The following is a 14,680-nucleotide window of genomic DNA, read 5'->3' on the forward strand; positions in this document are numbered from 1 at the left end:
AGGTTTGTGAAGTCATGGCCGACGATAATCTTTCCGCAGGAGGCGGCCCGGGATACAGGTCGAAAGATGCGCGGACGCGTGCAGGCGGCAGCCAGCGCCGGACCGGCGGGCAGGACGCCGCTTGAACGGGGAAAGCAGAGGGAATGCCACCGCCCGGGGGCAGGGAAGACGGTGCGACTGAAATGGCCGCGCCCGGCCAGGAGGTGGAGTGTCACGCCTCGCTGGACATCATGCGGGCAGGTTCAGGCGTGACGGAGAAGCATCAGACACGGGGCTAGCGCAGCTGGCTGTCCTTGCTGCCGCGCCGATTGTAGCCACTCACGGTGGTGCGCTGCTTGTCGCGCTCGCTCTGACATGCGATGCACAATCGCACGCCCTTTATCGCTTCGCGCCGCGCCTGGGGAATCGCCTCGCCGCATTCTTCGCAGTACGCGAGACTCTCCCCGCTGGGGAGCTCGCTCCGCGCGCGTTCCAGGGCGTCCTCGATGGTGCTGTCGATCTGCTCCTGGACGGCGCCGTCTTTAGACCATCCGCCTGCCATGGTCTGCCTCCTTCAGGGTCAACGGTCGTGTTTCGGGGATGTTGCCATCTGCGCCCCGTCGTGTCGCCCATGTCACGTCGGGGACGCTGACAGTATGGAACAACAAGCCTGGGACGACACGGGCGGCGACACATGCTGGCATTCGCGCGCCGGTGTCGGGAATGTCGTCATGTCGGGCGAGCCATCTTGAAGTTCTGCTCGGCGCTGATCTCGAAGTAGTCGGCGGGACCGCCGCCACGCAGGATGGGGTGGGCTGCGGCGGTTTGGTAGACGCCGTCGCGAAGCAGTTGCTTGTCGATATGCACGCCGACGACCTCGCCGAGCACCAGCCAGGTGTCGAGCGACGTCCCGTCGGCGGCCTGCAGACGCACCACCTGGCTCAGCCGACACTCGAAGGTAACGCGGGCTTCGGCGACATGCGGGACCCCGACGACCCGGGAGGAACGCGGCGTCAGGCCGGCCAGCGCGAATTCGTCGACTTCGGGGGCCACGGCCGCGCAGCTGGCGTTCATCTGCTCGGCGAGTGCTCGGGTCGCCAGGTGCCAGCAGAACTCGCCGGTAGCCTCGATGTTACGCACGCTGTCCTTGTAGCCGATGCTGGAGAAGCCCACGATCGGCGGGGTGTAATTGAAGGCGTTGAAGAAACTGTAGGGCGCCAGATTCAAGTGGCCGTCGCGGTCCCGGGAAGAGATCCAGCCGATGGGGCGGGGCCCGACGATGGCATTGAAGGGATCGTGCGGCAGGTCGTGGCCCTGGCGGGGCTCGTAGAAGTGAAACCCATCACGCATGACATGCTCCTGATTGATCATGAAGAGTGCGGCACCGGGCGTGTTACCCGGGCGGGCCGCTGGCGTGATGGTAGCCAGAGATGCGCGTCCGTGACAGGGCGGCTAGGTCGCGCTGCCGTCGAGGACGTCTCGCGTGCGGCGCACGTTGGTGAGCAGTGGCGCGCCCGTGGCGGGGTCCGTCATCAGCGAGCACTCGACGCCATACAGCCGCTTGACCAGCGCCGGCGTGACCGTCTCGCCGGGTGGCCCCTCGGCGACGACGCGGCCCTGATGCATGGCAATCAGATGATCGGCGTAGCGGCATGCACTCGCCAGGTCGTGGATGACCATGACGATGGTCTTGCCCGCTGTCGCCAGCGACTGGATGAGTTCGTAGACCTCGACCTGATGGCCGAGGTCGAGCGCCGAGGTGGGCTCGTCGAGCAGCAGCGTTGCGGTCTGCTGGGCGATGGCCATGGCGATCCACGCGCGTTGGCGCTGGCCGCCGGAGAGGGCATCCACGGGGCGCTGGGCAAGCGGCGTCAGGCCCGTCATGTCCAGCGCCGCGTCGACGATCCGCTTGTCCTCCGGAGACCATTGGCGTAGCCAGCTCTGATGCGGGTGCCGACCGAAGCGTACCAGCTCGGCCACGGTCAGCGCCTCGGGGGCATGGGGCTGTTGCGGCAGCAGCGCCAGGCGCTTGGCCAGTTGGCGGCTCGGCAGGCGCTGAATGTCCGCGCCATCGAGCAGCACCGTGCCGTCCCGGGGCTTGAGCAGCCGCGAAAGGCCGGCCAGCAGCGTCGACTTGCCGCAGCCATTGGGGCCGACGATCGCCGTGACCCGGCCCGGCGGCAATCGCAGGTCGAGGTTCTCGATCACCGCGACCGGGCCGTAGGACAGTGACAGATCCCGTACCGTCATGTCCGGCGCTGGCGTGGTCGAGGGCGTGTCGGGCCGGGTAGCGTCGCGCTCGCCGGCGGATATGTCGTGTGTCATGGCGCGGTCCTGGCGTTGGGATTCAAGAGTATCCACAGCAGCAGCGGGCTGCCGATCAGGGCGGTGACGATCCCCACGGGGATCTCGATGGGCGCGAGCAGCACGCGCCCGAGCAGGTCGGCGGCGATCATGACCACGGCGCCGGCCAGGGTCGCGCCGACCACGGGAACGGTGTTCCTGGCACTCAGCTGGCGCGCGAACTCGGGGCCGATCAGTGCCACCATGCCCACCGGGCCTGCCACCGCCACGGCCAGGCCGGTCAGGACCACCGCGATGCCGAGAGCGATCATTCGACAACGACTCGTCGCGACGCCCAGACCGGTGGCAACGGCATCGGAAAGTCGCAGCACGGTCAGCGAGCGGGTCAGCCAGATGCCAGCCAGCAAGGCAGGCGGCAGGGCCAGCGACAGGCTCAGTACCGCGTGATCGGGGCGGGCGTTGAGACTGCCCACCGTCCACGGGTAGGCCGCATTGGCGGCGTCGATGGAGACGCGCGTCAGCATGAGCTGGGTGAGAGCGCCAAAGACGGCACCGACGCCGATGCCGGCGACCAGGAATCGATACCCGCGCACGCCGATGCGGCCCGTCAAGCCGAAGGTGAGCGCCGCGGCGACGGCGGCGCCGGTCAAGGCCATCGCCGGCGGGGCCAGGCTGATGCCGGTGCCCACCACGGAGGCCACGGCGAAAGCGGTGGCGCCGTTGTCGAGGCCGACGATCCCTGGCGTGGCCAGGCGGTTGCGCGCGACGGTCTGCATCAGGCAGCCGGCCAGGGCAAAGGCGCCTCCCGTGGCGATGCCGGCAACCACCCGAGGCAGACGCAAGTCGCGGATCACGAAGATGTCGAGCGGGTCGCCTTCTCCGAACAGGGCGCGCAGCGTCGCCGGCAGCGACAACGAGGCGGCGCTGCCGGTGTTCAGCGAGACGCCTGCCAGCATCAGCAGAAGACCCAGCAACAGCAGGTTGGCGAGCAGGTTGCGCTTGTCGACGATCACGCGCAGGGGAGGGCGCTGGCCCAGCGGCAACGCGAGGTAGTACTTGTCCTGGCGCACCGCGTTCGAAGCATCGACGGGGGACGTCATGGCGTGGCCCGCGGAAGGTGTCGTGAATGAAGCGTCGGACATGTGCGGCCTATAGCGTCGGCAGCCGGCGGCCACGTACCACGCCGATCAGCACGGGGGCGCCGATCAGCGCCGTGAGCACGCCCAGCGGGAGTTCGGAGGGCGGTACCACGAGCCGCGAGACGATATCCGCGCTGACGACGACGATAGGGCCCAGCGGCAGGCACAACCATAGCGTGCGCCGAATGTCGGGGCCGGCCAGCGCGCGCGCGGCGAAGGGGACCACCAGTCCCACGAAGGCGATGGGCCCGGCGGCGGCAGTGGCGCCGCCCACCAGCAGGGCGACGACCACGATCACCAGCAGACGCACCAGACGAGGGTGATGTCCCAGCCCGATGGCGACTTGCTCGCCCAGTGCCAGCGCCGCCAGTGGGCGTGCGAGCATGACGGTCAGCAATGCGGCGATGCCCAGGCTGGGAAACAGCGGTACCAGGTCGTCGAGCTGGCGGCCGGCGAGGCTGCCCACCACCCAGAAGCGAATTTCATCCGCCGTGGACTGGTCGTAGAGGAGAATCAGCGACGACAGCGAATGCAGCAGACCCGACAGGATGGCGCCGGCCAGGATGAGGCGGACGGGGTCATCGCCGATGCCTTGCAGGCGCGCGGCGGCGAGCACGCAGAGACACCCGCCCAGGGCGCCGAGCTGGGCGACCGAGACGCGTAGCGTGGCGGTATCGGCCCCCCACAGGATCGCCAGCGTCACGGCGAAGGCGGCTCCAGCGCTGACGCCCAGCAAGCCGGGTTCTGCCAGCGGATTGCGTGTCACGGCCTGCAGCAGCGCGCCCGCGATGCCGAGGGCGGCGCCCACCACCAGGCCGATCCACAGCCGTGGCATGCGTAGCTCGGTCAGCACGAAACGAGCCTCGCCGCCGCTGGCGGTGCCCATGTGCTGCAAGGCCTGCCAGGCGCGCGCGGGGCCGATATCGCCGGCGCCGTACAGCAAGCTCGACAGCGCGATGGCGGCCAGCAGGCCGGTCAGGCCAAGCCACAGGCGGATCAGGGAGCGAGGCTTGCCGAATGACAGGCAATGAGTCAGGACACGCATAAGAAAGGCATCGCTACCAGCAAGTGCTCAAGCGCCCGGGAGCGCAATCATTGGGCCGTATCCATGGCGGAGGCGATATCGTCGAGGATGGCCTTGGCCGCCATCGGCCCGGTGGCGCTGGTCCACAGCTGGCCGTCGACGCTGACCACCCGGTCGCGCTGGACGACATCGAGACGCTCGAAGGCCGGTGATTGCCTGGCCGCCTCGTAGGCCTCGTCACCCTCGGCGTTCAGCGTGGCCAGGAACAGCCAGTCGTTGTCGATCCGCGAAAGGTTCTCGAGACTCAACGGGTCGCTGTGCGGACGTCCCCCCTTGACGGTACCGCCATCATCGACCGTGAAACCGCTCTTGGTGAGCAGCGTGCCGGCAAAGATGTTGTCGGCCATCACGATGGCGCCCTGCGGCATCCAGCGAATCAGGCTGGCGGTCGGGGAGCCGTTCTGGCGTTCGCTCAACGCCTCGGCCTTGGCGTCGATCTCGGCGATAGCGTCATCGATGGCGTCGCTGCGCCCAAGTGCCTTGCCGTAGGCCCGTGCCTCGTTCTCCCAGCTCTCCATCTGGTAGGGCTCGACATCCGGCACCACGGTCGGTGCGATACGCGACAGCAGGTCGTACTGAGCTTCGGGCAATTGCGGCGAGGCCAGGATGACGTCCGGCGCGAGCGCCGCTACCGCTTCGATGTTGGTCTCGCGCGGGGTGCCGACGATCTCGATGCCATCGGCCTGCTCGCCGAAATAACGCGCCACGCCGTCGCCGCCTCGCGTGGCGACGGCGCCCAGCGGTTTCACGCCAGCCGTGAGGGACGTATCCAGCGCGTTGGTATAGAGCGTGACGACACGCGCGGGATCGTCGGCGACCTCCACCGTACCGTAGGCGGTCTCCAGGGACCTGGCGTCGGCCGGAAGCGTCGCGGAAAGCGCGGCGATACCGGCCGTCGCCATGCAGAGGTGTCGTAGCGATGTCATGAGAGGCTCCTGATGGTGATTACCGTACTGATCGATCCCGGAGACACGCACCCTGTGCTCGATCGCGTGGAATAGTAAACGAGAACAAATGTAAATGAGAAGCCATCTCATGAGTTGTCAGTTGCTTCTTGGTCCGCATCGCCACGCCGAGTGACACTGCTCCCCTTGATCGTGCGTTACACCAGGCAATTCCTGGCATGATTATTTATTCTTTAATTATTGTTTTTAAAGGGTTTTTTGTTTGTCTAGACCGAGGGTGGGGCGAGGCAGAAAAGCACGCGACGTAGGCGGTGACGCAGGTGTTCTGGATGATGAAACACGGCGTTCGTCGATCGGCGAGTCGTCTCGAAGGCCGCACCGCCCGGTGAGCGGTGCGTGAGCGTGGTCGTTATGTGCGGCGGTCTGCAAGGACGCGTCGGCCGCGACGGCAATCCTGCTCATGGGGGTCGTCGACCCATGGCTCGGCTATGCCTTGCGATACCCATTCAGCGACGCCGGGATGCTCGAGCAGACGTTGCGCATAGGCGAGTGCCGTCTCTCCGAGCGGCAGGTCATAGCCCTGGACGCGCACTGCCACCGGAGCGAAGAAAGCATCGACGGCCGTAAAACGTTCACCGGCGAGCCACGGCCCGCCGAAACGTTGCAGGCCTTCGCACCACAGGGTCTCCAGCCGCTCCAGGTCCCGTTGGAGTCCCTCGCTCGGCGTGCCCAGTTCGATGCGCAACGCACAGTTCATGGAGCATTCGTCACGCAAGGCCGGGAATCCGGAATGCATTTCGGCGGTGGCGCAACGTGCCCAGGCCCGGGCCGCACGTGACCGAGGCCAGAGGTCCGGGTGGTCCTCGGCGACATACTCGATGATGGCAAGCGAGTCCCAGACCACGCTGTCGTTCTCATGCAGGCATGGCACCTTGGCGGTGGGCGAAAACGACGTGAAAGCCGTCTGAGGGCCGGCGCCATCGAACGGTGTCAGTACCTCTTCGAAGGGAATGTCGAGCGCCTTGAGCGCCACCCATGGGCGCATGGACCAGGACGAGTAGTTCTTGTTGGCGATAAAGAGTCGATATGACATGGGAGCTCCATGGTAGGCGCAGAGGGTAACCGCTCATGGGCCGGCGAGGCCCGGTGTCGCGACCTCGCGGGCGTGGGCGCGTGCCGCGATCAGTCCCGCCCTTCCAGGAAGACCAGGGCACGGCCGTGGGAGAGCGCCGCGGCGTGGCGATGGTAGGCACCGCGGGCCCAGCAGTTGAAGCCGTGGTCGGCCCCTTCGTAGACGTGGATCGTGACGTCGTCGCGGTCGGCGAAGGTGGCGCGGACCTGGTCGACGGTCTCGGCGGGGATGTGCCCGTCGTTGCCTGCGAAATGGAACTGCACCGGCACGTCGAGGCGCGACGCCTTGTCCAGGTGCTTGTGAATGCCGCCCGGATAGAAGCTTGCCGCGCGGTCGACGCCCGACTCGATGGCGGCGAGATAGGCGAGGATGCCGCCCATGCAGTAGCCGATGGCGGTGACCTGGCCGTCGCATTCGGCGCGCTGGCGCAAGGCCTGGGTGGTGCTGGCAAGGTCCTTGACGGCCACCGTGAAGTCGATGTCCCCAACGAGCTTGAAGGCCTTGTCCATGTCGGCGCCTTCGTAGGCGAGTTCCACGCCCGGTTCCTGACGCCAGAAGACATCCGGGGCGAGGACCACGTAGCCGTCCTGTGCGTACTGCTCGGCGACGCTGCGGATATGGGCGTTGACGCCGAAGATTTCCTGAATCAGCACGATACCGGGCCCCTGGCCCGCGGGTGGCAGGGCCAGATAGCCCTTGAAGCTCTGGCCGTCATGCGACGGAATGTCGATCCACTGCGTGGTGACCGGCGATGCGCTCATGTCGTCTCCTTGAGGTGAGGGAAGCACTCGGCCCCAGTCTAGAGAGTCATTGTCGGCGAGGCCAGGTGGTTCGCAGGCAAATGATACCTGCCGCCAGACCACTTTTAATCCTTATGAGAATATAAAAATCGCGCTTTAGAATTTTTCATTCTTTTAGGACTTGCCTAGCCTAGAGGTCTTCGTCTTACGTCCACCCATGGCAATGATGAGAGGCCCAATGTCGCAAGGACCCCTGTCCGAATCGAACAGTCCCCTCAGCGCCGATCAGGCACATCGGCTCAACGCGGCGCTGGCCGACCTCGATGCCCGACAGCGCGCGTGGCTGCAGGGCTACCTGGCCGGCCTGGACGCGCAGGCGCCGGTGAGCGAGGCGAGTGTCGTGTCGTCGGCCTCGCCCCCGGGCGAACCGTTGACCGTGCTGTTCGGCAGTCAGACCGGCAATGCCGAGGGCGTGGCCGAGCAGGCCGCGGCTCGGGCACGCGAGCGGGGCCTGGAGGTCGAATTGAAGGATATGGCGTCCTTCGGCAAGCAGGATCTCAAGCGCGCCACACGCCTGATGGCGGTGGTCAGCACGCAAGGCGACGGCGATCCCCCCGATGGTGCCCTGGGCTTTTACGAGTTGCTGGCCGGCCGCAAGGCGCCGCGCCTGGGCGAGGATCATCATTTCGCGGTGCTGGGGCTGGGGGACGCCAGCTACGAATACTTCTGCGAATCCGGCAAGGTACTCGACTCGCGGCTCGAATCCCTGGGCGCCCAGCGCTTGTGCGCGCGTGTCGATGCCGATGTCGACTACGAGGACACCGCCAGCCAGTGGATCGAGTCCACCCTCGCGGCCTTCGCCGAGCTTGCGGGGGCCTCGGCGCCGACCGATGGCGGGGGCGCTGCCAGCGCCGAGCGTGCTGTGGCGACCTATTCGCGTTCCCATCCCTTCCAGGCGGAAGTGCTCGAGGTAAAGCCGCTCAACACCGAGGACTCCGACAAGCAGACCCTGCATGTCGAGCTCTCGCTGGAGGAGTCGGGGCTGGACTACCTGCCGGGCGATGCCGTGGGCATCGTGCCGCAGAACGACCCCGACTACGTCGATGAGCTGCTGGCGGCCTTGCGGCTGGATGGCGAGGCGCCGCTCGAGGAGGGGCGGCGCTTGCGGGACGCCTTGCTCCGCGATTTCGAGATTACCACTCTGACGCGTCCCTTCCTCAATCAGTGGGCCGAGATCAGCGACGATGCCGAGCTGCGGCGCCTGCTCGACGAGGAATCGCGTGACGAGCTGCGTGACTGGCTGCAGGGGCGGCATATCATCGATGTGCTGGAGCGCTTTCCCGTCGAGGGCGTGGAAGCGGAGAGCTTCATCCGTGCTCTGCGCAAGCTGCCGCCACGCTTGTACTCGATCGCCTCGAGCCAGGCCGCCGCGCCGGACGAGGTACACCTCACGGTGGGGGTGGTGCGCTACGAGACCCACGGCCGTGCCCGCAACGGCGTGGCCACGACCTATCTGGCCGACCGCGTGAAGCCCGGCGACCAGGTGCCGATTTACATCGACCACAACAAGCATTTCAAGCTGCCCGACGACGATTCGGCACCGGTCGTGATGATCGGCCCCGGTACTGGCGTGGCGCCGTTTCGTGCCTTCCTGCAGGAGCGCGAGGCACGGGACGCGAGCGGCGACAACTGGTTGTTCTTCGGCGATCGCCGACGGCGCAGCGACTTCCTGTATCAGGCCGAGTGGCTGCAGTGGCGCAAGACGGGATTGCTGACACGGCTCGACGTGGCGTTTTCGCGCGACCAGCAAGACAAGGTCTATGTGCAGGACCGTCTGCGCGAACAGGCCGCCACACTCTATGAATGGTTGCAGGCCGGTGCCTACCTTTACGTCTGCGGCGATGCCGATCGCATGGCGCCGGACGTGCATCAGGCCTTGCTCGATGTCATCCGCGAGCAAGGCGGTCACGATGAAGAGGCCGCTGCCGAGTACCTGCGCGACCTGCAGCAGCAAAAGCGCTATCAGCGCGACGTCTACTGAGATGCGGGAGACCGACATGGATATCATCGCCAAATTGCGCGACGTATCGTTCGACGAGCTGCATCCGAACGAGCGTCTCAAGGTCGACAGCCACTACTTGTACGGCACCCTCGAAGAAAGCCTGGCGGATCGCGCCACGGGGGCGGTCAGCGACGCTGACACCCAGCTCACCAAGTTCCATGGTTTCTATCAGCAGGATGACCGCGATCTGCGCGACGACCGCCGTCACCGCAAGCTGGAGCCGTTGTACTCGTTCATGGTGCGCCTGCGCCTGCCGGGCGGTCGCGTATCCTCCGAGCAGTGGCTGACGCTGGACGATAACGCCAGGCGTTATGCCAATGGCACGCTGCGCATCACCACGCGCCAGACCTTTCAGTATCACGGCGTGTTCAAGGAAAATCTGCGCGGGCACCTGCAGGCACTGGACAAGGCAATGATGGACACCATCGCTGCCTGCGGCGACGTCAATCGCAACGTGATCTGCACCGCCAACCCCCATCGCTCGACGATCCATCGCCAGGTCCACGATCTCGCGCACGAGATCAGTGCGCATCTGTTGCCGCGTACCCGGGCCTACCACGAGATTTTCCTCGGCGAAGAACGCGTGGCGGGCGGCCCCCGGGAAGCCGAAGACGAGGTCGAGCCGCTGTACACGCGGCATTATCTGCCGCGCAAGTTCAAGGTCGCCCTGGCGATTCCGCCGGAGAACGACGTCGATGTCTTCGCCCACGATGTCGGCTTCATTGCCGATGTCCAGGCAGGCGAACTCAAGGGATTCAATGTCTGCATCGGGGGCGGCATGGGCATGACGCACGGCGAGCCTGCGACCTTCCCGCGGCTTTCCGACATCGTCGGCTACTGCACGCCGGATCGCGTCGTGGCCGTGGCGGAGGCGATCATGCTGGTGCAGCGCGACAACGGCAATCGACACGATCGCAAGCAGGCGCGACTCAAATATACCGTCGAGGCCCTGGGGGTCGACGGGTTTCGCGAGGAGGTCGAGGCGCGCCTGGGCGAGGCACTGTCGCCGGCGCGCGAGCTGGCGCTGACGCACAATGGCGATCGGCTCGGCTGGTACCAGGGCGAGGACGGCCTCTGGCATTACGGTCTGTTCGTCCAGAACGGCCGCCTGGCGGACGGCGACGGCGGGCCGCAGCTGATGACGGGCATGCGCGAGATCGCCCAGGCGCACGACGGCGACATCGTGCTGACCACCAACCAGAACCTGATCATCACCCAGGTCCCCGAGGCGCGTCGCGAGATCATCGACGATCTGCTGGATCGCTACCGGATGACGGTCGAGGCGACGCCGCTGCGCCGCCACGCCATGGCCTGCGTGGCGTTTCCGACCTGTGGTCTGGCGATGGCCGAAAGCGAACGTTACCTGCCGTCGTTGATCGATCGTCTGGACGCGATCATGCGCGAGGCAGGGCTTGCCGACGACGCCATCATCGTGCGCATGACGGGCTGCCCCAATGGCTGCGCGCGTCCGTACCTGGCGGAGATCGGCTTCGTGGGCAAGACCATCGGGCGTTACAATCTGTACTTGGGTGGCGGTTTCGCCGGCGAGCGGCTCAACAAGCTCTATCGCGAGAACATCGACGAAGCGACCATTCTCGAGGAACTCACGCCCTTGATCCGACGCTACGCCGCCGAGCGCGAGCCGGGCGAAGCGTTCGGCGACTTCGTGGTGCGCACCGGCATCATCGCACCGACGCTGGCCGGTCGCGAGTTCCATGCCTAGGCACTTTTCAGTCGATGCCCTGGGCATGTCGTTATTGAAAGATGAAGCTCGGCCCCTCGTCGATGCCGATCTGCCGCAATAGTTTGACCAATGCCGCGTAATCGCGAAGTGAGCGGCTTGCGCGGCTTTTCGCGGTCATGTCTTGCAGTATGCCGTGACGTTCGGAAATTTCGAGGTGGTCGAGGATGACCCGCCAGAAGCCCACGTCGAGTTCGACGAAGTCGTCGATGGCGCGCAACAGGTGAGCGCGAAATATGGCTTGCTGCCCGGCCCCCAGGCTTTCGTAAACGGCGCGGGTGATTTCGCCGAAAATGGCCGCATGCGAGGCTTCATCCTGCCGGTGAAGTTCGGTGTTGAGACGGTTGAGGGGCTGAATGCTGCGGTCCTGCGAGAGCCGCTTCAGGAACACGTTGATGGTCATCTCGGCCACGGTGGCGTAGGCCATGCGGATCAGGGCGAACTCGCGCTCGTTCTCCGCCTTGGCGAGGCTGGCCTCCATGCGTTGCCCCAGCAGGGGCGTGGGAATGAGCAGGTCCTGGAGTTGGTGCTGGCGGCGCGCGCAGTCGCAGACTTCCAGGCACATCAGGATATGGAACTGCTCGTCGACCTGTGTCTGGGCGATGGCCTTCTTGGACACGGTATCGTCGACGCCTGGCAGGGCGTCCATCATCAACAGCGAGCACAACGGATTGATGACCTTGTCCTCGACGAAGATCGTCTTCTCGTTGTAATTGATCCAGGCGCCGGCGAGCACGCGGCGTTTCTCCGCCTCGTCGATGGCCTGAAAGCGCGGATCGTCCCAGAAGGGCACCATCGATGGGGGGAAGTCCGGGGCGCTGGTGTCGTAGTAATCGCTCAGGTCGAGCCGTGCCTTGCGCACCGTGACGCGTTGATTCCAGTTGTCGGTGAGGCGCGCGAGAATCTCGCTTTCACGTGCCGGGGCGAAGGGGTCGGTGGCGGTGTACATGAAAGTAAGTCCTTTACGAAAACGTCTGTATACGGGTTGTCACCCCGCGGAGCGGTGTGTCGATGTTCGGCTAGGCGCTGACAGCGGCCTCGCGTCGTCGCGCCGTCGGTAGGCGTTTGAGAAAGTTCGCCAGCATCAGATGGCCGTACTCGGTGAGTATCGATTCGGGGTGAAACTGCACCCCCTCGATGTCCATGGTGGGATGACGAATTCCCATGACGTCATCGATGCGACCGCGTTCGTCGCAGGTCCAGGCGCTGATCTCGAAATCGGCCGGCATGCACTGACGGGTGACGATGAGCGAGTGATAGCGCGTCACGCGCACGGGGTTGATCACGCCCGAGAAGACGCCCCTGCCATCATGGTGGATCGTCGACACTTTGCCGTGCATGACCTCGCGGGCATGTTCGACGCGACCGCCGAAGGCTTGAGCGATGGCCTCGTGACCCAGGCAGATGCCCAGGATCGGTATCTTGCCGGCATAGGCCTTGATGACCGCCAGCGTGATGCCTGACTGCTCCGGCGTGCAGGGGCCGGGCGATATCAGGATGCCGTCGATGTCGTGATGTGCCAGCTGGTCCAGCGTCATCGCGTCATTCTTGACGATCCAGGGATCGGTGCCCAACTGCTGGAGATAGGACACGATGTTGTAGGTGAAGGAATCGTAGTTATCAATCAAGCAAAGCATGTGCAGCCTCCTGACCGGCCACGGCGATAAGGGTTTGGCGAGCCTGCTTGCCGAGCGTGACCGGCACGACGCCACGCACGGCATTGGTCAACCAGATGGCATCGGCGTCCAGCAGATCCTGCGGGGTCAGCGGGCGCTCGCAGCAACGCTCGCAACTCGTTTCGATGAGCATGCGCCGGGCGATGCCGGGCAATACGCCTTCCTCGAGCGGCGGCGTCAGCAGCAGGCCGTCCTTTTCGATGAACAGGTTGTGGCGACTCGCCTCGGTCAGGCGTCCTTCAGCGTTGAGAAAAGCGACGTCGTAGTCGCCGGCCTCTCGGTGGTGCTGGTAAGCCTGCTCGTACAGCGAACGCTCCGTCGTCTTGTACTGCAGCAGGAAATCGCGTCGGTCGATACGCTGGTCGCTGATCCCCAGGCGGGCGGTCTGCGTACTCTCGGGCATGGCCGGCAGCGGAGCCGTGGTCACCTCGAGCTGACCGTCGTGTGCCATCAACAAGCGCACCTTGGCGTCGTGACGAAGATCCGCGATGGCCTCGCCGAGGGCGTCACGCACGCGTGGCCCATCGAAGACGAACTGCAGATCGTGCGCCGAACGCGCCAGGCGCTGCAGATGTTCCTCGAGGTGCTCGATGCGTGCCTCGGCGTTGGAATAACGCATCGTCTCGATCAGTTGCAGGTCCTGATTGAGTCCCGTCAGGAAGCGTGCCTTGAGCAGGCACTCCGCATACTCCGCCTCGGCATTGGAATCGAAGAGCACGCCGCCGCCGACGCCCATCTCCGCCGTACCGTCGGCATGCGCGATGCAGGTGCGAATGGGAACGTTGAAGCAGAAGTCGTTGTGCGGCGTGAGATACCCGATCGCGCCGGTATAGACGCCGCGTGGCTCGCGCTCCAGTTCTTCGATGATCTGCATCGTGCGTATCTTCGGGGCGCCTGTGATCGAACCGCACGGAAACAGTTCGCGGAAGACATGCTCGATCCTGGCATCGGGGGCGATACTGCCGGTCACCGTGGAAATCATCTGGTGCAGCGTCTCGAATGTCTGTATTTCGAACAGGTTCTTGACGGCTACTGACCCCGGTGAGGCGATACGGCTGATGTCGTTGCGCAGCAAATCGACGATCATCACGTTTTCCGAGCGTGTCTTGGCATCATGACGCATGGTGTCGAGAATGCCGGCATCTTCCTGCGGCGTGACGCCGCGCGGGAAAGTGCCTTTCATGGGCTTGGATTCCAGCGCGGTGCCTTGTTTGCGCAGGAACAGCTCCGGCGACAAGGAAAGGACCGAATATTCCGGAAAGTTCAGAAATCCGCCGAATTCGACTTTTTGTCGATGACGAAGTTTTCTATACAAGGCGATCGGCGACCCCTGGTATTCGAGGCGATACTTCAGTGTGTAGTTGATTTGATAAGTATCGCCTTCACGAATATAGGACTTTATCTTTTCGATATTGTTGAGGTAACGGTCGCGAGTTTCATTGAGTGCCAGGTGGCGAATGGCCGACGGCGTGGCATCGGGAGTCCGTGACTCGAGGAACCGGCTCGCTTGCTGCTGGGACAAACGCCGTACGTCCCGAAACGCATAGAAATGCACCAGTGGCGTGTCGCTCGAAGGGCGCCGGCAAAAGGCGAAATCCTGCTTGTCGGAAAGCGCATAACCGGCTTCGTAGGCGAGGTAACCGCTGAGGTAATAGCCCTGTCCACGCAGCTCGTCGATCTCCCGCAAGGCGGCGCGCAACGCGTCGTTGCGATAGCATATAACCTCGAAAACCGGGTTCTCGAATAATAAAGACGTACGGTTGCCGTTCGAACAGCGTGTATTTTCGAGCAGTATGAATATATTATCGTCCTGCTGTTCTTCGAGATCGTGCATTGCCCTGTCCCCCAAGTTTAATTATGCTTTTATTTAAGGGCGCGTAAGCATTTATGTCAATAATGATTATATTGGTGCTATTGT

General features: G+C 64.7%; 13 protein-coding genes. 2 read left to right on the forward strand and 11 right to left on the reverse strand.

The genetic code is table 11. The features are described from left to right. Window positions 1-274 precede the first annotated feature (274 nt). From ABGX75_RS15095 to ABGX75_RS15130, 8 genes are all read right to left on the reverse strand, one after another. The gene (locus ABGX75_RS15095) at window positions 275-541 is read right to left on the reverse strand and encodes a DksA/TraR family C4-type zinc finger protein (RefSeq protein ID WP_110061029.1); all 267 of its coding nucleotides are present in this window, start codon (window positions 539-541) and stop codon (window positions 275-277) included. A 167-nt stretch (window positions 542-708) separates the two neighbouring features. Next, on the reverse strand, window positions 709-1,329 hold the full coding sequence (locus ABGX75_RS15100) for a flavin reductase family protein (protein WP_011507996.1): 621 nt from the start codon (window positions 1,327-1,329) through the stop codon (window positions 709-711). Between the two features lie 102 nt (window positions 1,330-1,431). Then, window positions 1,432-2,304 carry an ABC transporter ATP-binding protein gene (locus ABGX75_RS15105; protein WP_110061028.1) on the reverse strand — a complete coding sequence of 291 codons (873 nt, stop codon included), beginning with the start codon at window positions 2,302-2,304 and terminating at the stop codon, window positions 1,432-1,434. Next, a complete protein-coding gene (locus ABGX75_RS15110; RefSeq protein ID WP_258305766.1) occupies window positions 2,301-3,383 on the reverse strand; it encodes an iron ABC transporter permease in 1,083 nt (360 codons plus the stop codon). Before ABGX75_RS15110 ends, ABGX75_RS15105 begins: the two co-directional genes overlap by 4 nt. 49 nt (window positions 3,384-3,432) lie before the next feature. Continuing rightward, a complete protein-coding gene (locus ABGX75_RS15115; RefSeq protein ID WP_347411122.1) occupies window positions 3,433-4,467 on the reverse strand; it encodes an iron ABC transporter permease in 1,035 nt (344 codons plus the stop codon). Between the two features lie 47 nt (window positions 4,468-4,514). Beyond that, window positions 4,515-5,432 (reverse strand): iron-siderophore ABC transporter substrate-binding protein, encoded by a 918-nt coding sequence (locus ABGX75_RS15120; protein WP_347411123.1) that lies wholly within the window; start codon window positions 5,430-5,432, stop codon window positions 4,515-4,517. 388 nt (window positions 5,433-5,820) lie between these two features. Beyond that, window positions 5,821-6,504, reverse strand: a complete 684-nt coding sequence (locus ABGX75_RS15125) for a glutathione S-transferase family protein (RefSeq protein WP_347411124.1) — start codon at window positions 6,502-6,504, stop codon at window positions 5,821-5,823. An 89-nt stretch (window positions 6,505-6,593) separates the two neighbouring features. Continuing rightward, window positions 6,594-7,304: a dienelactone hydrolase family protein gene (locus ABGX75_RS15130; RefSeq protein WP_179152899.1), complete on the reverse strand. Its 711-nt coding sequence runs from the start codon at window positions 7,302-7,304 to the stop codon at window positions 6,594-6,596. Between the two features lie 217 nt (window positions 7,305-7,521). Between ABGX75_RS15130 and ABGX75_RS15135 the strand changes: the two genes are divergently transcribed. Both ABGX75_RS15135 and cysI read left to right on the forward strand, forming a co-directional pair. After that, the gene (locus ABGX75_RS15135; protein ID WP_347411125.1) at window positions 7,522-9,324 is read left to right on the forward strand and encodes an assimilatory sulfite reductase (NADPH) flavoprotein subunit; all 1,803 of its coding nucleotides are present in this window, start codon (window positions 7,522-7,524) and stop codon (window positions 9,322-9,324) included. 16 nt (window positions 9,325-9,340) lie between these two features. Beyond that, a complete protein-coding gene (gene cysI / locus ABGX75_RS15140) occupies window positions 9,341-11,068 on the forward strand; it encodes an assimilatory sulfite reductase (NADPH) hemoprotein subunit (protein ID WP_110061022.1) in 1,728 nt (575 codons plus the stop codon). A 31-nt stretch (window positions 11,069-11,099) separates the two neighbouring features. On the opposite strand, the gene ABGX75_RS15145 is transcribed toward cysI, so the two are convergent. The 3 genes from ABGX75_RS15145 to pabB all read right to left on the reverse strand — a co-directional run bounded on the left by ABGX75_RS15145 (window position 11,100) and on the right by pabB (window position 14,596). Next, window positions 11,100-12,035 (reverse strand): diiron oxygenase, encoded by a 936-nt coding sequence (locus tag ABGX75_RS15145; RefSeq protein ID WP_110061021.1) that lies wholly within the window; start codon window positions 12,033-12,035, stop codon window positions 11,100-11,102. Between the two features lie 70 nt (window positions 12,036-12,105). Beyond that, complete coding sequence (locus ABGX75_RS15150) at window positions 12,106-12,723, reverse strand: aminodeoxychorismate/anthranilate synthase component II (protein ID WP_110061161.1); 618 nt, start codon at window positions 12,721-12,723, stop codon at window positions 12,106-12,108. Continuing rightward, a complete protein-coding gene (gene pabB, locus ABGX75_RS15155) occupies window positions 12,707-14,596 on the reverse strand; it encodes an aminodeoxychorismate synthase component I (protein ID WP_347411126.1) in 1,890 nt (629 codons plus the stop codon). The genes ABGX75_RS15150 and pabB overlap by 17 nt, the downstream gene beginning before the upstream one ends. Between the last annotated feature and the right edge of the window lie 84 nt (window positions 14,597-14,680).

The sequence above is a fragment of the Chromohalobacter sp. genome, from assembly GCF_039830575.1.
In the GTDB taxonomy this organism is placed as follows: Bacteria; Pseudomonadota; Gammaproteobacteria; order Pseudomonadales; family Halomonadaceae; genus Chromohalobacter; species Chromohalobacter israelensis.